Source organism: Serratia proteamaculans, assembly GCF_008830365.1.
Lineage (GTDB): Bacteria > Pseudomonadota > Gammaproteobacteria > Enterobacterales > Enterobacteriaceae > Serratia > Serratia proteamaculans.
Map to the genome: position 1 here is coordinate 622,542 of NZ_WBKI01000002.1, position 20,731 is coordinate 643,272.

Sequence of the window (20,731 nt, forward strand, 5' to 3'; positions counted from 1 at the left end):
AGCCTAAAGCGAATTACTTACGGCGCCAGGTGGTCCCCTGCGGGCCATCTTCCAGCACGATGTTCATCTCGTTCAAGCGGTCGCGCGCGGCATCCGCCAGCGCCCAATCTTTAGCTTTGCGCGCGTCGTTGCGCTGTTTGATCAAGGCTTCGATCTCCGCCACTTCACCGTCGTCAGCCTGTGCGCCGCCCTGCAGGAACAGCTCCGGTTCTTGCTGCAACAGGCCCAACACCTTCGCCAGCTTGCGCAGTTCCGCCGCCAGCCCGTTGGCTGCCATCAGATCTTCAGCCTTCAGGCGGTTAACCTCACGCGCCAAATCAAACAGCGCAGAGTAAGCTTCTGGCGTATTGAAGTCGTCGTCCATTGCCTCGCGGAAGCGGGCTTCGAACACTTCGCCACCGGCCGGTTGAGCGTTGACGTCGGTACCACGCAGCGCGGTGTACAGACGTTCCAGGGCAGTACGCGCCTGCTTCAGGTTCTCTTCGCTGTAGTTCAGTTGGCTACGATAGTGACCAGACATCAGGAAGTAGCGCACGGTTTCGGCGTCGTAGTAGCCCAGCACGTCGCGGATGGTGAAGAAGTTATCCAGCGATTTCGACATTTTTTCTTTGTCGATCATCACCATACCGGAATGCATCCAGTAGTTGACGTACGGGCCATCGTGCGCACAGCTCGACTGGGCAATTTCGTTCTCGTGGTGCGGGAACATCAGATCGGACCCGCCGCCGTGGATGTCAAAATGAGTGCCCAGCTGCTTGCAGTTCATGGCAGAACATTCAATGTGCCAACCCGGACGGCCTGCGCCCCATGGCGATTCCCAGCTCGGTTCGCCCGGCTTGGACATTTTCCACAGCACGAAATCCATCGGGTTGCGTTTCACGTCGTCGATTTCTACGCGTGCACCGGCCTGCAACTGATCCAGATCCTGGCGTGACAACAAGCCGTATTGTGGATCGCTGTCGATGGAGAACATCACATCGCCGTTGCTGGCCACATAAGCGTGATCGCGATCGATCAGGCGCTGGGTGATCTCAATGATCTCGGCAATATGCTGGGTAGCCCGCGGTTCGATGTCCGGGCGTTCAATCAGCAGGGAGTCGAAATCAGCGTGCATCTCTGCCAGCATGCGCGTGGTCAGTTGATCGCAGCTTTCGCCATTCTCTGTCGCGCGGCGGATAATTTTATCGTCAACGTCGGTAACGTTACGCACGTAGTTCAGCGAATAGCCGAGGTAACGCAAATAACGCGCGACGACGTCGAAAGCAACAAAGGTACGCCCGTGGCCGATATGACACAGGTCATAGATGGTTACCCCGCACACGTACATGCCAACTTTACCGGCATGAATGGGTTTAAATTCCTCTTTTTGACGACTCAGGGTATTAAAAATCTTTAGCATCGGGACATTCCGTGGTGTGCGTGATAACAAAAATAGTAATTAGGCGATTCACCCAGCAGCGTATTGAAACCCGAAGCCTGATCTAATGCAAGGTTAAGGCCGTGGTTTGCTAAGCTGAGAGGTGGAAAACGGTGAGAAATCAGCGATCGCCACTAATGTTATAATATAACAATTATCGTTTTACCACAGCCAGCGTGCGGTTTAGCCGCTGCTGACTGATTAAAGGAGATATGTTATAACGGCGGTCTGATTGTTCACTCGATCCTTGTGACATCTCAATTCATCTTGTTAGGACTAAAACTATGGTTACTTTCCACACTAATCACGGCGATATCGTTATCAACACCTTTGCTGACAAAGCACCGGTTACCGTTGAAAACTTCCTGAACTACTGCCGTGACGGTTTCTACAATAACACCATTTTCCACCGTGTTATCAATGGCTTTATGGTTCAGGGCGGCGGTTTTGAGCCGGGCATGACCCAGAAAGACACCAAAGCGACTATCAAGAACGAAGCCAACAACGGTCTGAAAAACACCATCGGTACCCTGGCAATGGCTCGCACCAACGATCCACACTCTGCGACCGCACAGTTCTTCATCAACGTGGCAGACAACGACTTCCTGAACTTCCGCGGCGAAAACGCGCAGGGCTGGGGCTACTGCGTATTTGCTGAAGTGTCTGAAGGTATGGACGTGGTTAACAAGATCAAAGCGGTGAAAACTGGCCGTAGCGGCATGCACCAGGACGTACCGGTAGAAGACGTGATCGTCACTAGCGTTACCGTCAGCGAGTAATCGCGGCTGCATGAACACGCTGTTCATCGCAGATCTGCATTTAAGCGCACAGGAACCGGCAATTACTGCCGGTTTTCTGCGTTTTCTGCGGCAAGATGCTCCCCACGCCGACGCCCTGTACATTCTTGGCGACCTGTTTGAAGCCTGGATCGGTGATGACGATCCCGAGCCGCTGCACGGCGAAATCGCCGCAGCCCTGAAGGCGCTGCAACAGACTGGCGTCCCCTGCTACTTTATCCACGGCAACCGTGATTTTCTGGTCGGCAAACGCTTTGCCCGCGCCAGCGGCATGCAACTGCTGCCGGAAGAAAAAGTGCTGGATCTGTATGGCCGAAAAATCCTGATCCTGCATGGCGACACGCTGTGTACCGACGATCAGGCCTACCAACAGTTCCGTCGTAAAGTACACAATCCCCTGATCCAAAAACTGTTTCTGGCGATGCCGCTACGCTGGCGACTGAAGATCGCTGCCAAAATGCGGGCCCGCAGCCAGCAAAGCAACCAGTACAAGTCGGAATCGATTATGGACGTCAACCCACAAGCGGTTGAGCAGGCAATGCTGCGCCACCAGGTTCACTGGATGATCCACGGCCACACTCACCGCCCGGCGGTGCATGAATTGGCATTGAGCAACGGCAAAGCCCACCGCGTGGTGCTGGGTGCCTGGCACGTCGAAGGCTCAATGATCAAAGTCAGCGCCGATGCCGTCGAACTGATCCAGTTCCCGTTCTAAGTTCCTGACTTGTCGCACAGGTAAAAAAATTCGCGCTTTTGACGATGAAAACCGGCGACGCAACCGTTTTCCTCGCCGTGCGCTCATGGTATGCTCTACGCCCTCATTCGGCCTCCCGCCGCAGGCAACCGGCCGTCGTTTGTACAATCACAGGAGCCTTACACCCATGGGAGCCAACGCCGCTTCAGCCACCCACGCTGGGGTCAAAATCGCAATTGTAATGGGATCGAAAAGTGACTGGGCCACCATGCAGTTTGCCGCCGACGTCCTGACCTCGCTCGATGTCCCGTTCCATGTCGAAGTCGTTTCCGCTCATCGCACGCCAGACAAGCTGTTCAGCTTTGCCGAGCAGGCAACTGATAATGGCTTTGACGTGATCATTGCCGGTGCAGGCGGTGCTGCGCACCTGCCGGGCATGCTGGCGGCGAAAACGCTGGTTCCGGTGCTGGGTGTTCCGGTCCAAAGCGCCGCCCTAAGCGGTGTAGACAGTCTGTATTCGATCGTGCAAATGCCGCGTGGCATTCCCGTCGGCACTTTGGCGATCGGCAAAGCGGGTGCTGCCAATGCGGCCCTTCTGGCGGCACAAATTCTGGCGCTGCACGACACCGCGCTGGCACAACGCCTGGCCGACTGGCGTCAGGCACAGACTGACGACGTGCTGAACAACCCGGATCCGCGGGAGGAAGCATGAAGCCGGTTTGTGTACTGGGCAACGGCCAGTTAGGGCGCATGTTACGCCAGGCCGGGGAGCCGCTGGGCATCGCCGTGTATCCGGTTGGCCTCGACGCCGAACCGGAAGCCGTGCCCTACCAGAACAGCGTGATCACCGCTGAAATCGAACGCTGGCCGGAAACCGCGCTGACGCGCGAACTGGCGACCCATAACAGCTTCGTCAACCGCGATATCTTCCCACGTCTGGCGGACCGCTTGACGCAAAAACAGTTGCTCGATCAGCTTGGCCTGGCCACCGCGCCGTGGCAGTTGCTGGCCGATGCCGCCGAATGGCCGCAGGTGTTTGCTACCCTTGGCGAACTGGCGATCGTTAAACGCCGCGTTGGTGGGTACGACGGCCGCGGCCAGTGGCGTCTGCGCCCAGGCCAGGAAGCCGAACTGCCGGCCGACGCCTATGGCGAATGTATCGTCGAGCAGGGCATTAACTTCTCCGGTGAGGTGTCGCTGGTTGGCGCACGCGGGCATGACGGCCAGTCGGTGTTCTATCCGCTGACCCATAACCTGCATGAAGAAGGCATTCTGCGCACCAGCGTGGCGCTGCCGCAACCCAACCCTGCCCTGCAACGGCAGGCGGAGCAAATGCTGACGGCCATTCTTGATGAGCTGAACTACGTTGGCGTGATGGCGATGGAGTGCTTTATCGTTGGCGATCGCCTGTTGATTAACGAGCTGGCCCCCCGGGTACACAACAGTGGCCACTGGACGCAGAACGGCGCGTCTATCAGCCAGTTCGAACTGCATCTGCGCGCTATTCTCGCCCTGCCGCTACCGAAGCCGGTAGTAAGCACGCCGTCGGTGATGGTCAACCTGATTGGCACCGCAGTGAATCCGCAATGGCTGGCGCTGCCGCTGGTGCATCTGCACTGGTATGAGAAAGAGGTGCGTGAAGGTCGCAAGGTCGGGCACCTGAATCTGAACGATCCTGACGCCACCACGCTGCAGCAAACGTTGCAGGCATTGGCTCCGCTGCTGCCGAGCGAATACCAAAGCGGCCTGGCCTGGGCTGAGCAAAAACTGGCTTAAACGTTTCCCCGTGCCAAAAACAAAGGGTTCAACTCATAGAGCTGAACCTTTTTTATTGCCGATGAGAAGCTAGCGGGTATAGCCCTGCGGATTTTTACTCTGCCAGTTCCAGGTATCGCGCATCATCACGTCTAGCCCGCGTTGCACCTGCCAACCCAGTTCCTGTTTCGCCAGCCCGGCATCGGCCCAGAAGGCAGGTAAGTCGCCTGCGCGGCGCGGTAAGATCTGATAAGGAATGACAACCCCCGAGGCCTTTTCAAACGCCTGCACCATTTCCAGCACCGAGTAGCCGACCCCGGAACCCAGGTTGTAGGCTTTAAAACCGACGATCTGAGCTAAATGATCCATCGCCGCCAGATGGCCCTGCGCCACGTCCATCACGTGGATATAATCACGCACGCCCGTGCCGTCTTTAGTCGGGTAGTCGCCGCCGAACACGCTCAGGGTTTCCCGCTGGCCAATCGCCACCTGCGCGATATAAGGCAGCAGGTTATTGGGGATGCCGCTCGGATCTTCGCCAATCAGGCCAGACTCGTGGGCACCCACCGGGTTGAAATAGCGCAGCGCGATAATCGAAAATGCCGGTTCGGCCCTGGCAAAATCCTGCAGGATCTGTTCGACCATCCATTTGGAAGTACCGTAGGGACTGGTGGTGCCACCGATCGGCATATCTTCCCGGTAAGGCACCGGGGCATGTTCTCCGTACACCGTGGCGGAGGAGCTGAAGATAAACTGATGGACTCCCGCCTCACGCATCGCCTCCAGCAGCACCAGCGTCCCCGCCACGTTGTTCTGATAATACTCCAGGGGTTTTTGGGTGGATTCCCCCACCGCCTTCAGACCGGCAAAGTGGATCACCGAGGCAACTTTGTTTTCCTCAAAGATGCGCTTCAGGCAACCGGCATCCTGCACATCACCCTGATAGAACGTCGCGGCTTTGCCCGTCAGTTGTTTCACGCGCCGTAAAGACTCTTCAGACGCATTGATCAAATTATCCAGCACCACCACATCTTCACCACGTTCCAGCAGCGCCAGTACCGTATGTGAACCAATGTAGCCCGCGCCGCCGGTTACCAGAATCGTCATAACTTCACTTCCCCTTATTCAGTATCAGGAGCGAAAACCCGCCATATCTGCGGGTCTCGTGTGCCTGGTTAACCGCTCAGCGTGAACCAATGTTGCGTAACGGTTTGCCGGCCATCAGATTGCGTTCGATATGTTCCAGAGAGATATTTTTCGTTTCCGGGATCAACGCCAGCGTGATGAAGATAAACATCAGGTTGAGCGCCGCGTAGACCCAGAAAGTGTAAGCGCTGCCCAGCGAATTCAGCATGGTCAGGAATGTCGCCCCGACGATCATATTGGCGATCCAGTTGGTGGCGGTGGAACAGGTGATGCCAAAGTCACGACCTTTCAGCGGTTGGATCTCGGAACACAGCACCCAAATCAGCGGACCGGCACTCATGGCAAAACCGACAATAAACATCAGCAGCATGATAACGGCGAAGTATTGCTCGGTCGGTGAATTCATCCCCACATGCATCATCGTCCCCAGCGCCCCCATACCCACTGCCATGACGATAAAGCCCAGCGTCAGCGTCGGTTTGCGGCCCCAGCGGTCGACCAAGCCAATGGCGATAAAGGTGGCCAGCACGTTGACCAAACCGACAATCACCGTCCCCCACATCTGCTGGGCGGTACTGGCAAAGCCCGCCAGACCAAAGATCTTCGGTGCGTAATACATGATAACGTTCATGCCGGTGAACTGTTGCATCACCTGTAGCAGGACGCCGAGAAAAACGGCACGGCGGAAGTTCTTATTGTCTTTAAACAGTGACCAGCCACTTTGTTTCAGCTTGAGGCTTTCACGAATTTCGTTCAGTTCATGCTGTGCCTGAGCACTGCTGTCACGCAGTTTCTCCAAGACCTGACGCGCCTGCTCATGACGGTTACGCGAAGCCAGCCAGCGTGGGCTATCCGGCAGGAAAAACACCCCGACCAGCAGCAGTACGGCTGGAATGGTAATCACCCCCAGCATCCAACGCCAGGCGCCGGTGTAACTGAATGCGGTATCCGACAGGTAGGCCGCCAGAATGCCGATGGTAATCATTAGCTGATACATCGAAATCATGCTGCCGCGAATTTTTTCCGGCGCGATTTCAGACAGATAAATGGGCGCCGTATAGGATGCGACCCCCACCGCCAGCCCGAGCAGAATACGGGACAGCAGCAAGACTTCAACGTTAGGCGCCGCCGCTGAGCACAACGAGCCCAGCACGAACAGCACTGCGCCAATCATCAGGCTGTATTTACGCCCGATACGGAAGTTCATCCAACCGCTGCCCACGGCACCGACTGCGGCCCCAAACATCATTGAGCTGACCACCCACTCCTGCTGGGAACTGGTCATATGAAACGAATCAGTGATAAACGGCAGAGCCCCCGCAATAACGCCGATATCCAGACCAAACAGCAGCCCGGCCAGTGCGGCTAAAAAACAGACGAAAAAAGTCATGCCTGCATTGCTTTGGCTTTTCTCAGCCGCCGACACTTTGACGGTAGTACTCATACTGCCTCCAATCGATAACGTTCTTAAGTTGCCGTTATGATAGGAGGCAATCCGCCGGAGAGAAGTGAGTGCGATCACATTAGTGGAAACGATTACATAATTTAATTATCACGAAAAAAGCCAAAATATAACCATACAAAGACTTAAATACATTGATTTAATGTGATAATTTGCCAAATCGTGGAGTTGAGATGACGATATTGGTAACATCCCTTTACCATCATTTTTGATGTCTGTTTTAGTAAATCGAACATTAAGTGTAACCGATTTCACACTCAGAACGTCGAAGTGCCCTGGCCGAAAGAGCTGGAGTTGGGGATAAATACGGGAGGTAAGCGAAGAACTGGAACGCGTGGGGGCAGTGCTTATTGTGGTTATGACCGGCCCTGTCACTTGGGCCGGCCTGATATCACGTTGAGTTAACCCTCGTAGCTGCGGAACAGCGCCTGCCCGCGCAGCAACCGCACGCCCAGCCAACCGCCACACAGTGACAACAACAGCGCGCTGAGTAACGGCAGTGCCCACCACAATACCGGCGTGGGTGCCCATGGGAAGTCAAACACCTGGCTCTGCAGCAACCACAGCGCCGCTTCCGCGCCCACCGCAGCGGCAATGCCCGCCACCAGCCCCAGCAGGGCAAACTCACACCACAGCGTACTGCGCAACAGGCGCTTGCTGGCACCCAGCGTGCGATACACCACCAATTCCTGACGCCGCTGACGCATACCCACCTGCACCTGTGCCATCAGCAACAGGCCGCCACAGAGCACCACCAGCACCACCATCACTTCCAGTGCGCGGCTCACCTGCTGCAGTACACCACCCACCTGTTTGAGGATCGAACCTATGTCCAGCAGGCTGAGCGTCGGGAACTGACGATTAAGCTGGGTCAGCATCTGCCCATCCCCGTCGTAGCGGAAACTGGTGAGCCAGGTTTGCGGTTGGCCGTCCAGCGCACCCGGCGGGAAGATGAAGTAAAAGTTCGGCTTCAGGCTTTCCCAATCCACCTGACGCAGGCTGGTGACCTTGGCGCTGAACGACTGAGTATCGCCGCTGAAGGTCAGCGTATCACCCAGTTTGATCTTGAGCCGCCCGGCAATACCCTGATCCATCGACACCTCGCCGACTTTCGGCGGCCAACTGCCGGCCAGCAGCGGATTATGCGCAGGCAAATCTGCCAGCCAGGTCAGGTTCAGCTCACGATTCACCGCCTCGCCACCCGGATCGTCCTCATGCACCCGCTCGGTCGCCACCTGCTGGTTAATCTCGGTCAGGCGTACGCGGACAATCGGATAGTAGGTTTCCGGCTTGATTTGATGCTGTAGCAGGAAGGTTTTCACCTGAGGCACCTGCGCTTCAGTCAGGTTCAACAGGAAGTAGTTTGGGCTGTCCGATGGCAACTGCTGCTGCCAACGCTCGAGCAGATCGCCACGCAGCACCAATAATAACGCCAACAGCATAAATGACAGCGAGAACGCCGCCAGTTGGCTGACAGTGACCCAGGGCTGATGCAGCAGACGATTAACCGCCAGCCGCAGCGCCAGGTTTTTAAGCGTAATACGGCGCAGCAACAGCAGGCTGCCCCAGCCGATAGCGCCCAACAGCAGCGCCAGCACCAGAATACCGGCGAGGATCGACCACAGCAACGTGCTGGCTCCCATCAGCGCAGTCAGCAACGCCACCACTATCACCGCCGTCACCGGCAGGAAATAGCGTAGCGGCCAGACGTTGGCCACCACGTCACGACGTAGTACCCGCAGCGGCTGGGTCGCCAGTAACTGCCGGTATGGCCGCAGCCCCACCAGCAGCGAAATCATCAGCAATGCGCCGACCGCCCACAGCCACGGCCAGGCACCGGCAGCAGGCAACTCCGCCGGCAACACCGGTGCCAACAGCCGAATCAATACCGCTTCAAACCCCAGCCCGATAATGCCGCCACACACCGCCGCCAGCAGGATCACCGCCAACCACTGGCCGACGATTAGCTTCCGCAACGCGCTGCGACCGGCCCCCAGGGTTTTCAGCACCGCGATCAGGTCGTAACGGCTGCGGCAATAGTGGCTCATCGCCACCGCCACCGCAGCAATCGACAGCAACAGGGTCAGTAACGCCGACAACAGCAGGAACTGCTGAGAACGCTGCAGTGATTTCCCTAGGGCGCTACCGGACTCTTGCAGCCCAAACCAGCGTTGGTCAGGCCCCAACTGCGGTGTCAGGCGATCTTCATAACGCTGGATATCCTCCGGGGTCCCGGCAAACATATAACGGTACGTCAGGCGGCTGCCCGGCTGCACTGCCCCGGTTTTGTCCACATCCGCCAGATTGATCATGATGCGCGGTGCCGTCTGGAACGGGTTGAAGCCGGAATCCGGCTCCTGAATGATTTCTCCGACGATGCGTAAGTGGGTATCGCCCACGTCCAGCTTATCTCCTACCGTCACGTTCAACAGCGCCAGCAGACGCGGTGCCACCAGCACGCTTCCCGGATCCAGCTTGACGTTAGCCGGACGGGTCTCCAGCTTGCCGTACAGCGGATAGGCAAGATCGGTGGCCTTCACATCCGCCAATTGAGGCCGATCGCCGGCATAGGTCATGGTGGTGAACGATAGCTGTCGGCTGACTTTCAGCCCCTGTTGCTGTGCGTCCAGCAGCCAGCCTTCCGGTACCGGCCGAGCGCTGCGCAACACCCGATCACCGGCAATAAAATCGCGGCTCTGCTGACTCAAGCCTTTGTCCATACGGTCGCTGATACTGCCCAATGCCAGCACGCAGGCCATCGACAGCGTCAGCGCCAGCCAGACGATCAGCAGTGACGGCGAACGCCACTCGCGCCAAAACCAGCGCCAGATCATGCTTCCTCCCACAGCTTGCCTTCACGCAGGCGTAGCCGCCGCTGGCAGCGTGCCGCCAGGGTTTCGTCATGGGTGACCAGAATGAGCGTGGTGGAGAAATCGCGGTTGAGGGAAAACAGTAAATCGGCGATGCGTTCGCCGGTCTGGCGATCGAGATTGCCGGTAGGCTCATCGGCAAACAGGACCCGTGGTCGGCCACTGAACGCCCGTGCCAGTGCTACGCGCTGTTGTTCACCGCCAGAAAGCTGTGCCGGCAAGTGGTCAAGACGCTTGCCCAACCCCAGTTGCTCCAACAGTTGCACTGCCTGTTCGCGGCTCTGGCGATCGCTTTCGCCACGCAGCAACGCCGGTAACTGTACGTTTTCCAGCGCATTGAGCGTCGGTACCAGCATAAATGATTGAAATACAAAGCCAACATTTTTGGCGCGCAGGGCGGCACGGCCTTCTTCATCCAGCGCGGTCAGTGACTCGCCCAACAAATGCACCTCCCCTTCACTGCCGTCGTCCAGCCCGGCGAGGATCCCCAGCAGCGTTGACTTGCCCGAACCGGACTCGCCAATCAGGGCAATTGTCTGCGCGGGTTTGACAACCAGCTCGACTCCGGTAAGGATGGAGAGCTGATGCTCACCCTGACCAACGTGTTTACTAAGATGATGAACTTCAAGAACGTTTTCCGCTGGCATCTTCCCTTCCTTTTGCTGTTGGGATTATTCAGTTTACGCGCTGTCGCCGCCGATACCTTATTGATATTGGGCGACAGTTTAAGTGCCGGTTACCGCTTGCCGGTGGCGCAGGCCTGGCCGACGCTGCTGGCCGACCAATGGCAGAAAAAACCGGGTGAACCGCAGCTGGTCAACGCCAGCATCAGCGGTGACACCGCCGCACAAGGGCTGGCACGCCTGCCCGAGTTGCTGAAACAACACCAGCCACGCTGGGTACTGATCGAACTGGGGGCCAACGATGGCCTGCGCGGTTTCCCGGCGCAGGACCTGCAGCGCGACCTCAGCCAAATCATCACGCTGGTGCAGCAGGCCGGTGCACAGCCGCTGCTGATGCAAATCCGTATTCCCCCCAACTATGGCCGCCGCTATACCGAGGCCTTCAGCGCGATTTATCCGCAGCTGGCCAAACAGTTCGACATTCCACTGCTGCCGTTCTACATGGAACAGGTGGTGGTAAAAGCGGAATGGATGCAGGATGACGGATTGCATCCCAATAAGGATGCCCAACCGTTTATCGCCACCTGGATGGCGGAACGCCTGGAACCTCTAGTAAAACATGAGTCTAACTAAATAGGGTTGTACACTAGGTAAAGTTATGCAAAAAGCAGTGTTGATAACCGGTTGTTCCAGCGGGATTGGATTGATTGCCGCGCAGGATCTACGTAACCGTGGTTACCGGGTGCTGGCCGCCTGTCGCAAGCCGCAAGACGTAGAAAATATGCTTCAGCTTGGGCTGGAAGGCATTGAGCTGGATCTGGACGACAGTGCCAGCGTCGAACGCGCCGCCGCGCAGGTAATCGAACTGACCGGCGGCCGCCTGTATGGCCTGTTCAACAACGGGGGTTTTGGCGTTTATGGCCCGCTGAGCAGCATTTCCCGTCAGCAGTTGGAACGGCAATTCGCCACCAATCTGTTCGGTACCCATCAACTCACCCAGTTGCTGTTGCCGGCGATGCTACCGCACGGCGAAGGGCGCATTATTCAGACCAGTTCGGTGATGGGGCTGGTGTCCAGCGCCGGACGTGGTGCCTATGCCGCCAGCAAGTTTGCACTGGAAGCCTGGTCCGACGCGCTGCGAATGGAATTGCACGGCACCGGCGTTCAGGTCAGCCTGATTGAACCCGGCCCAATCTCCACCCACTTTACCCAGAACGTCAATCAGGCGCAGAGCGATAAACCGGTGCATAACCCCGGCATTGCCAAGCGTCTGACGCTGCCGCCGGAGGCCATTTTACCCAAACTGCGCCACGCGCTGGAAAGCCCAAGGGCCAAACTGCGTTACCCGGTGACCCTGCTGGCGCATGCGCTGAGCGTCTTACGTCGCATCCTGCCCGGCCGCTGTCTGGACTGGGTATTACGCAGCAACGGTTAATTTGGCTGCCGGGGTTGAAGAATGGCGCTCCGCCCCCATCTAAAAGCCAATGGCTCCGCAAGATCAGAGAGAAAATTACATGCTAGCTCAAGCTGTTGTTGATATTAACGAAACAAACCTGCACCAGACGCTGGAACAGTCAATGTCCATGCCGGTGGTGTTCTACTTCTGGTCGGATCGCAGCCAGCACTGTCTGCAACTCACCCCGATACTCGATAAGCTGGCGGCGGAATATGCCGGTCAGTTCCTGCTGGCAAAGGTCGATTGTGACGCCGAACAGGCCATCGCAGCCCAGTTCGGTTTGCGCTCACTGCCGACGGTGTATCTGTTCAAAGATGGTCAGCCCGTCGACGGTTTCCAGGGCCCACAGCCGGAAGAAATGATCCGTGAATTCCTGCAGCGTTTCCTGCCGAAGGAAGAAGATCTGAAACTGGCGCAGGCGACCGAGCTGCTGGCCGAAGACAAAGCCGCAGAGGCGCTGCCCCTGTTGAAAGACGCCTGGCAAGCCAGCCAGCAACGTAGTGATATCGGCCTGACACTGGCAGAAACCCAGATCGCGCTGAACCGCACTGAAGATGCCGAAGCCGTGCTGGCGACTATCCCGTTGCAGGATCGGGATACCCGTTATCAGGGCCTGGTGGCGCAAATTGAACTGCTGAAACAGGCCGCCGACACGCCGGAAATTCAGCTGTTGCAACAGCAGGTGGAGCAGCAGCCGGAGAACGTCGACTTGGCCGTGCAACTGGCGCTGCAACTGCATCAGGTTGGACGTAATGAAGAGGCGCTGGAGTTGTTGATCGGGCATCTGAAGAAAGATCTCGCCGCCACCAACGGCAGCGCGCGTAAAACCCTGATGGATATTCTGGCCGCACTAGGCACCGGCGACGCGCTGGCCGCCAAGTACCGTCGTCAGCTGTATTCACTGTTGTACTGATGGTTTGGGGCGCAGTGCTTCCGCTGTGCCCCATCCCTTCTCAGCGGTAAACCCGCACCCCGCCTTCAACGCCTTTCGGGCTGAACAACACCTGCCAGAGCTGAATATCACGCGAACGGAATGCGCCGGCACAGGCGTTCAGGTAATAGGTAAACATCCGTTCAAAACGTTCAGAATAGCCCTCGGACAGCATCGGCCAGGCCTGTTTGAAATTCTCATACCAGGCCATCAGCGTGCGATCGTAATCGGCACCGATATTGTGCCAATCCTCCATCACAAAACGTCCTTCGCTGGCTTCGGAGATATGACGCACCGAAGGGAGACAGCCATTGGGGAAGATGTACTTGTCTATCCAGGCGTCGACGTGAAGATTTGTTTGGTTGGCACCAATGGTGTGCAGCAGGAACAGCCCATCGGGTTTGAGATTACGCGCTGCGACACGGAAATAAGTGTCATAGTTTTTAGGCCCCACATGTTCAAACATACCGACGGAAACGATGCGGTCAAACTGCAGGTTCAAGTCGCGGTAGTCCTGCAGCAGAATCTCGACCTCAAGACCGGCACAGCGCTCCTGCGCCAGCTTTTGCTGCTCGACGGAAATGGTGACGCCGTGCACCGATACCCCATAGTTTTCCGCCGCATACTGCGCCAGCCCACCCCAGCCACAACCGATATCCAACAACGACATACCCGGTTTTAACTGCAGCTTTTCGCAGATCATTTTCAGCTTGGCCAACTGCGCCTGTTCCAGCGTTTCGGCCTCCTTCCAGTAACCACAGGAATATTGCATATAGGGATCGAGCATCGCGCGGAACAGATCGTTGCCTATGTCGTAATGCTCTTTGCCCACCTGCCAGGCACGTTTGCGTGACTGAAGGTTGAACAACCGGGTATAGGCAATGCGTGCAATGTCGCTCAGATTTTTTGGCAAACGCTCATCGACACCGGCCTGCAAAATGCGGGTGAATAGCCCATCCAGCCGATCGCAGTCCCACCAGCCGTCCATGTAACTTTCGCCGAACCCAAGCGAACCTTCCTGCAAAATGCGTTTAAACAGCGCCGGGTTATGCACCTTGATATCGCAGGCACGGTTACCATTGATGGCGATACCGGCAGCGGACAGTAATTCCTCCACAATGCGATACCAACGATCTTTTTTTGGGGCGAGTTCATCAACACTGATTGAGTCCATAACAATCCTTGGCACTGATGTCATTTCAAAAAGCATAGTCGCAAATAAAAATGACAAATATTCGAAGTGAAAAGCGGCAATGCTTTTTACTGTAGCCAAGACGGACAACGTCATGAAATGAATTAAAATTATTGAAAACATGCCAATTTGGAATAATTGACGCGGCCCTTCAGCCGCGCGGTTAACTTTCCTGCCAACAACGCGATCACCCCGTGATCGATGTCCCTGCCTGCCCTGCCAGAAGGGCGTCAATATCTTGTAAACCGCCGATATGTGCCACCTTGCCAGTGCGATCCACAAAACGACTCACCGCCATAATCTTTGGCCCCATGGCACCATCGGCTACCGCCATAGGTGCCAGTTCCCGCGTAGTCGCGCTGCGAATAGCCTTTTGCTGCGGTGTCCCCCAATGTTGATAAACCGCATCGGCATCGGTCAAGATCACCAAATGATCGGCGGCCAGCTCTTCTGCCAGTAGCGCCGCCGAAAGATCTTTATCAATCACCGCCTCACTGCCGACTAGCCCCTGCTCTCCCGCCACCATGGGGATACCGCCGCCGCCGTTACAAATAACAATATGATCTCTGGCCAGCAGAATGTTAACCGCCGCAATATCGAGTATTTTTTTCGGCTCCGGTGAAGGCACCACCCGACGTATATATATCCCATCCGCTTTCATCGTCCAGCCATATTTCGCTTCCAGTTCCTTTTGCTGCTCTGGCGCATAAACCGGCCCGATAAACTTACTCGGCTTTAAGTAATCCGGATCCTGGGCATCAACCAATACTCGCGTCATCAGGGTTGATACCGGCTGTGACGGATGGCGGGCGTTCAACTGCTGAGCCAGCATATAACCGATCATCCCCTGGCTTTCGCCCACCAGAATATCCAGCGGGTAAGGCGGTACGTCGCGATAAGCCAGATTCTGCAGCGCCAGCAGCCCGACCTGCGGCCCGTTGCCATGCACAATGGCAATACGAAACCTTTTCGCCAATTTACCGATCGCATCGGCAATTAATGCGATGCTCTTATACTGGTTTTCCGCAGAAAGCACGGCGCCGCGCTGCAGCAAGGCATTTCCGCCCAACGCAATCACTAAGGTTTTCATATTTTCACCTGTCATTAAGTAAAAGACTCCCTGCCGAATAATGATTCGGCATAGCGCTTTAAACCGTGGGAGGACAGCCTGGTTCCTGGTTAATGAAGATCGTTAATCGCCATGACGCCCAACCAGACCCCTAACAGAGTATCGGCGCCCGAGAAATGCCCCAGGCGCAATACCTCATCAATTGCCAAAGGCAGCGCCTCCGGCGTCAGTAATCCCTGCGCCAATCCGTGCAGCGGCGTGGCGAAAATCCCCTGCTCGGCGTAGTGCAGGTAATGCGCGCTGACCAGCGTGGTCAGTCCAGATAACGCCGCTGTTCGCTGGAAAAATGGCGCCAGACCGACAACCGCAACGCGGCCATCAAGATGCGCGCTCAGTAGCATGCCCAGCAGGGTGTCGTCATTACTCGGCGTTAACCCCGGCCCTTTCCCCACAGCACTATCCCAGTCGACCTGATCGCCCCGCAGCCAGCAGGAAAACTTTCGGGACAGCTCGCCAACCTCCGGGCAGAGCGGCTGGGTAACCTGTTGGTCAATGCGACCAAACAGGCCGCATTGAGCCGTTATCCGGCTTAGTGCCTCGCTCAACGGCCACAGGGGGATCTCAGATTGGCGTTCCAGAGCCAGATTCAACCGCGCCGATCGTCGGCTAATGTTTATCCCTCCCAGCAACAACCGCTCACCGGAGAACGAACTACGACCGGTGGCCGGCAAGCGAAGAAGAACATGATCAAACGCGGTGTCATCGATTTGCCAGCCCATAGGACTCAGCCCACAGCCCGCACGATGCAGGGTTAACAACTGATCTTTCTCCGTCAGGAAATTGATCGCCTTGTGGTAACGGCCCACACATCGCAATGAGCCGTAATCCTGCGTCACATGCCGACTGGTCGCCAGCGCGGTGATCTCCATGCTGTCCTCCGATGCTCGCTGATCGCCATTCCCTACGCCGTGATACCCAATTTTTCCGCCAGCGCTTCAATGGCCTGCTCAAAGCAGCCCAGCGGTGCGCGCACGGTACCGGCGCCGATCTGCCCAACGCCGGCATCACGATGGGCAATACCGGTATTGATCAACGGAGTGATGCCCGCCTCCACCACCCGCCGAGCATCCAATCCCAGGCAAGCCCCCTGGAAATCCCAGGTGGGAATTTGCAGCATCATGTTGCGTTCAAGGTAAATTTCAGCCATTTCTTCAGAAATATCCGTGGCGGCACTCATACCACCGGAAGCGCCGACAAAGCGCGTGACGCCCGGTGCCGCCACCATCGCCGCTCCGCCGATGCCGAAGGTCTCGGTAATGGCGCTGTCGCCAATATCCGGGTTAGCGTCGGCTTGGCTAAAGCCGGAGAAGAACAACCCTTCCGGCATATTTACCGGTGCGGTAAACCAGCGATCACCCATGCCACTGATTTTTACGCCGAAGTTTTTACCGTTGCGGGTCATGACCGTCACTATGGTGCCCTGCTTGATTTCCGCACCGGCATCCATCGCGGCTTTACAGTAGGCCATCGCCAGATTGAGGAAGAACTGGTCGGTAATACTCAGAAACTGCATGACCTCCGCAAGTTCGTTCCGATCACGCTGCAACAAGCTGATTTCCGGTGCCAGGCGGCGCATCAATAACGCTGAGGCCGCGATGTTGCGCTGGTGGAACTCATCCCCCATGGCGATCGCCTGCGCCATCAGCGCGGTCAGATCGATCCCTTCTGCCTGCGTTGCCAGCACATCTTTCAGCACCGGCGCCAGCGAATCGCGCATCCAACGCAAGCGTTGCTGCACATCCTCGCCATAGGCGCCAAAGCGCATCACTTTGCCGATGCCTTCGTTCATGTTGCAGTAGGCGTAGTTGCCGTGAACGGTATTTTTTACCACCACCATCGGCATATTGGCGGAGGTGATACCGCCCATCGGGCCAACCGCGCTAACGTTATGGCAAGGGATAAATTCAACTTCACCGTTCTCCAGCAGAGCCAACGCCTGTTGCTCATCCTGTGCCCAGCCTTCAAACAGGCAGGCACCCATGCAGGCTCCGCGCACCGGTCCGCTCATTTCCAGCCAGGTCACCGGCGGGCCGGCATGCAACAGCTTGCGCCCTTGGGCAAGTTGTGGGATCAACTGCTTCGCCAGACTCACATCCTGCCAATGTGGACGCGCCTCACGGATCCGGGCGATAACGGCGGCATTAGCTTGTTCAATCGTTGCGTACATATCCCTTCCTTACTTTAATTTTTTCAATAAGTTGGCCAGGCGTTGATTGCCACCGGCAACTGGCGCCCATTGGTAGTGCACCACGGCGATTTCACTGGTTTGCAAATCGTCGGCGAAGCTGCGCAAGCCGGCGTTAATGACGGCAACGCCGGATAACAGCTCGGGCAGTGGACGCTCCGTTACCGGGCATGTCGGGCTCACCAGTTGGTGTGCCAGTGCTACCGCTTCAGGCAAGGATTGCGCCACCGCTATCCCAGCCTCATCCAGACTGGCTATTTGGCGCGATCGCTGCTGCGGATCCTGTTCAGTGCCGGTCACGGTGGCGATCACCGCCAGCGGATGGGCTGCGCCGCGTTGCTCCCGCAGTTTGATGACCTCGGCTGCCAGAGAAGCTGCCGGATCCTGCTGTGCGCCAAAACCAATCACCACATCCAACAGCAGTACGCCAACCTGAGGCTGCTGTGCCAGGCTGGCAATCTCATGATTGCGGGCAGCGGGATCGATCATCGGATGCGGCCGGCCCTGGGTGTAAAAATCATCCCCCATATCGATGATTCGATGGCCGTCAGCAGCCAACATCGAACCGCGCCGGTGCTCGCTGTCGATCGGCAACCGCAGCTTTTCCGCTAACAACATCGCGCACTCGGCGGCCAGCGTGCCACCTGCGTACAAGCCGGTGATTTTCCCGCCAGGTACCGCAGGCTGCCGTTCCGCCTGCTGTTGCACGTTACCCAGCATGGCAGCCAAACGCGCCGCCTCGTCCAGCGTGTCGGCAAAATAGAGGTTACCGTCCTGCCGCACCTCGGCTTTGGTGCCAAGGAATAGCGCCACCACCGGTTTGCCGAGGGCCTTCATTTCATCGATCACCTTCTGCCGCACCGTTGCAGCCGGTGGTTTAGAGACAAATGCCAACACCCGACTTTGCGGATCCGCCGCTAACATGCGTAATGCGCTGACGGCACTGATGCCGCCGATCTCTGCGGTCAAATCCCGTCCACCCAGACCAATGGCGTGCGAAATCGCTTGTCCCGCCAGAGTAATTTGTGAGATCAACTCCTGAATGCCGGTGCCTGAAGCGCCGATAATGCCAATCACGCCTTGAGGGGCAACGTTGGCGAAGGCCAGCGGCGCACCGGCGATGCAAGCGGTGCCGCAATCCGGTCCCATAACGATCAGCCCTTTGCCGCTCGCCTTGGTTTTTAGCGCGACTTCCTGTTCTATGCTGACGTTGTCGGAAAACATCATCACGTTACAACCGTCGTCCAATGCCCGGTCAGCCAGCTCCGCCGCATACTCACCGGCGATGGAAATCAGCGTCAAGTTAGCGTTCGGCAGCTTTTGTCGGGCGGTTCGCCAGCTGCGCGCCCTGAGCAGTTTTTTCCCGCCCTGCGATCCTTGAGCAATCGCTTTGAGCGCCGCATCCAACGCTGCGCCAATCTCATCGACGATCGCCCCGCCGTCGGATTCGGCTTTGATGGCCACGCAAATATCATTCGGCGTCGCTTCGTTGAATTTCGGGTGCCAGAACCCGGTCACCTCCAGCAGAGATTTATTGGCTGGGGTACCCATCATGACGGATATTTCTTCCACATTGGGTGATTCACTCAGTTTGCGAGAAATAAGCATCAGGCTGACCGAATCCTGAAAGCTTCCTTTTTTAATAAAAGCATGGATCATGGCTATATCCTTAAAACGGCATGTGATATTCGTTTAAGCGTTGCCTATCAAGCTACAATTAAAAAAAAAGCTAAAGGTGAGTCTCGTCACACTTTATTTATTATTAGAAAAAATAACCTAATTCATCACACATTGATTAACAGAGTCTTAAATTACCTTTATCAAAGATATTCTAACAATGCATTTTTGATTCAACGATTTTTTAAACCAATCAAATAAAACACATCTGGATCACATTATTCCAGCCCGGTATTTATACATTAGATAGCAGAGGTGAATTAAATAAACCGCAGTAAAAAAAGGACTGTATATGAAGGTCTCTAAACAACAATTACATCAATTGATTCAGCAAAAAATTCACTCAGCGGGCCTGAATCTGGAACATGCCGGCATCGTCGCCGACGTTCTGGTTCATGCGGACGCACGCGGCATTCACTCTCACGGGGCCGTCAGGGTTGAGTACTATTCGGAACGCATCAGCAAAGGGGGCACCAATAAACATCCCCACTTCACTTTTGAGAAAACCGGCCCCTGCAGTGCCATTTTCGACGGCGATAACGGCGCCGGACACGTCGCGGCCAAATTGAGCATGGATCACGCCATCACCATGGCGAAAGAGAACGGCGTAGCCGTCGTTGGCACACGCCGCATCGGCCACAGCGGCGCATTGTCGTACTTTGTTCAACAGGCGTCTCGTGCCGGCATGATTGGTATTTCTTTGTGTCAATCCGACCCAATGGTGGTTCCCTACGGCGGGGCTGAAGCCTACTACGGCACCAACCCTATCGCCTTCTCCGCGCCGGGCGAAGGGAAAGAATTGGTCACTTTCGATATGGCCACCACCGTGCAAGCCTGGGGTAAAGTGCTGGACGCCCGTTCGCGCAATGCGCCCATCCCTGATACCTGGGCAGTCGATGCCGAAGGCAAGAACACCACCGATCCCTTTGCCGTCAGCGGGCTACTGCCGATCGCCGGGCCAAAGGGCTACGGTCTGATGATGATGGTCGATGTGCTATCAGGCATTTTGCTCGGCCTGCCATTCGGTAAACATGTCAGTTCGATGTATCACGACCTGAGCGCCGGCAGAGAGCTGGGGCAGTTGCATATCGTGCTCAATCCGGGCCACTTCACCAATGAACAGGCTTTCCGCAAAAATATCAGCCAGGTAATGAAAGAACTGAACGATGTTAAACCGGCGCCGGGCGTTAACCAGGTACTCTATCCTGGACAAAATAGCCACGCGCGCGAAATTGAAAGTGAAAAAAACGGTATCGAAATTGTCGACGAAATTTATCAATACTTAATTTCCGATGATATATACCAGCGTTCTTACGACCATAAAGATCCGTTTGCCAGTTAAAGCCTTCAGATAAACGTTAGCATTTACCTTATGACTCCGATTTATTAATCAGCGT

The 20,731-nt window shown here is 56.4% G+C and carries 18 protein-coding genes; 8 read left to right on the top strand and 10 right to left on the bottom strand.

Annotated elements, in window-relative coordinates:
* Nucleotides 1-13 precede the first annotated feature (13 nt).
* A complete protein-coding gene (cysS, locus tag F8R23_RS11985) occupies nt 14-1,399 on the bottom strand; it encodes a cysteine--tRNA ligase (protein WP_151415660.1) in 1,386 nt (461 codons plus the stop codon).
* 302 nt (nt 1,400-1,701) lie between these two features.
* Here cysS and ppiB point away from each other — a divergent pair, with 302 nt between their 5' ends.
* From ppiB to purK, 4 genes are all read left to right on the top strand, one after another.
* Entirely contained in the window at nt 1,702-2,196 is a 495-nt protein-coding gene (gene ppiB / locus F8R23_RS11990) for a peptidylprolyl isomerase B (RefSeq protein ID WP_129935866.1), read from the top strand.
* 10 nt (nt 2,197-2,206) lie between these two features.
* Nucleotides 2,207-2,929, top strand: coding sequence for a UDP-2,3-diacylglucosamine diphosphatase (gene lpxH, locus F8R23_RS11995; RefSeq protein ID WP_129935868.1), 723 nt, complete (start codon nt 2,207-2,209; stop codon nt 2,927-2,929).
* Between the two features lie 166 nt (nt 2,930-3,095).
* A complete protein-coding gene (gene purE / locus F8R23_RS12000; RefSeq protein WP_112347647.1) occupies nt 3,096-3,620 on the top strand; it encodes a 5-(carboxyamino)imidazole ribonucleotide mutase in 525 nt (174 codons plus the stop codon).
* Complete coding sequence (purK, locus tag F8R23_RS12005) at nt 3,617-4,684, top strand: 5-(carboxyamino)imidazole ribonucleotide synthase (RefSeq protein WP_129935870.1); 1,068 nt, start codon at nt 3,617-3,619, stop codon at nt 4,682-4,684. The genes purE and purK overlap by 4 nt, the downstream gene beginning before the upstream one ends.
* A 69-nt stretch (nt 4,685-4,753) precedes the next feature.
* On the opposite strand, the gene galE is transcribed toward purK, so the two are convergent.
* The 4 genes from galE to ybbA all read right to left on the bottom strand — a co-directional run bounded on the left by galE (nt 4,754) and on the right by ybbA (nt 10,788).
* Nucleotides 4,754-5,770, bottom strand: a complete 1,017-nt coding sequence (galE, locus tag F8R23_RS12010) for a UDP-glucose 4-epimerase GalE (RefSeq protein WP_129935872.1) — start codon at nt 5,768-5,770, stop codon at nt 4,754-4,756.
* Between the two features lie 76 nt (nt 5,771-5,846).
* Nucleotides 5,847-7,253 carry a sugar porter family MFS transporter gene (locus F8R23_RS12015; RefSeq protein ID WP_129935874.1) on the bottom strand — a complete coding sequence of 469 codons (1,407 nt, stop codon included), beginning with the start codon at nt 7,251-7,253 and terminating at the stop codon, nt 5,847-5,849.
* A 419-nt stretch (nt 7,254-7,672) separates the two neighbouring features.
* A complete protein-coding gene (ybbP, locus tag F8R23_RS12020; RefSeq protein WP_129935876.1) occupies nt 7,673-10,105 on the bottom strand; it encodes a putative ABC transporter permease subunit YbbP in 2,433 nt (810 codons plus the stop codon).
* Nucleotides 10,102-10,788, bottom strand: a complete 687-nt coding sequence (gene ybbA, locus F8R23_RS12025) for a putative ABC transporter ATP-binding protein YbbA (protein ID WP_020825556.1) — start codon at nt 10,786-10,788, stop codon at nt 10,102-10,104. The genes ybbP and ybbA overlap by 4 nt, the downstream gene beginning before the upstream one ends.
* Here ybbA and tesA point away from each other — a divergent pair.
* The 3 genes from tesA (at nt 10,759) to F8R23_RS12040 (ending at nt 13,133) form a co-directional block, all read left to right on the top strand.
* Nucleotides 10,759-11,397, top strand: a complete 639-nt coding sequence (gene tesA, locus F8R23_RS12030) for a multifunctional acyl-CoA thioesterase I/protease I/lysophospholipase L1 (protein WP_165366381.1) — start codon at nt 10,759-10,761, stop codon at nt 11,395-11,397. The two genes, ybbA and tesA, sit on opposite strands and share 30 nt — an antisense overlap.
* A 25-nt stretch (nt 11,398-11,422) precedes the next feature.
* Nucleotides 11,423-12,199, top strand: a complete 777-nt coding sequence (locus F8R23_RS12035; protein ID WP_112347652.1) for an SDR family oxidoreductase — start codon at nt 11,423-11,425, stop codon at nt 12,197-12,199.
* 79 nt (nt 12,200-12,278) lie between these two features.
* Nucleotides 12,279-13,133, top strand: coding sequence for a co-chaperone YbbN (locus tag F8R23_RS12040; RefSeq protein WP_151415661.1), 855 nt, complete (start codon nt 12,279-12,281; stop codon nt 13,131-13,133).
* Between the two features lie 40 nt (nt 13,134-13,173).
* On the opposite strand, the gene cfa is transcribed toward F8R23_RS12040, so the two are convergent.
* The 5 genes from cfa to F8R23_RS12065 all read right to left on the bottom strand — a co-directional run bounded on the left by cfa (nt 13,174) and on the right by F8R23_RS12065 (nt 19,316).
* The gene (gene cfa, locus F8R23_RS12045; RefSeq protein WP_129935882.1) at nt 13,174-14,325 is read right to left on the bottom strand and encodes a cyclopropane fatty acyl phospholipid synthase; all 1,152 of its coding nucleotides are present in this window, start codon (nt 14,323-14,325) and stop codon (nt 13,174-13,176) included.
* Between the two features lie 205 nt (nt 14,326-14,530).
* Nucleotides 14,531-15,433, bottom strand: coding sequence for a carbamate kinase (locus F8R23_RS12050; protein WP_151415662.1), 903 nt, complete (start codon nt 15,431-15,433; stop codon nt 14,531-14,533).
* Between the two features lie 89 nt (nt 15,434-15,522).
* Nucleotides 15,523-16,341, bottom strand: coding sequence for an oxamate carbamoyltransferase subunit AllH family protein (locus F8R23_RS12055; protein WP_129935886.1), 819 nt, complete (start codon nt 16,339-16,341; stop codon nt 15,523-15,525).
* Nucleotides 16,342-16,373: 32 nt separating this feature from the next.
* A complete protein-coding gene (locus tag F8R23_RS12060) occupies nt 16,374-17,639 on the bottom strand; it encodes a YlbE family protein (protein ID WP_151415663.1) in 1,266 nt (421 codons plus the stop codon).
* Between the two features lie 9 nt (nt 17,640-17,648).
* Nucleotides 17,649-19,316, bottom strand: coding sequence for an acyl-CoA synthetase FdrA (locus F8R23_RS12065; RefSeq protein ID WP_151415664.1), 1,668 nt, complete (start codon nt 19,314-19,316; stop codon nt 17,649-17,651).
* A 310-nt stretch (nt 19,317-19,626) separates the two neighbouring features.
* Here F8R23_RS12065 and allD point away from each other — a divergent pair, with 310 nt between their 5' ends.
* Complete coding sequence (gene allD, locus F8R23_RS12070; protein WP_129935892.1) at nt 19,627-20,676, top strand: ureidoglycolate dehydrogenase; 1,050 nt, start codon at nt 19,627-19,629, stop codon at nt 20,674-20,676.
* Nucleotides 20,677-20,731 lie beyond the last annotated feature (55 nt).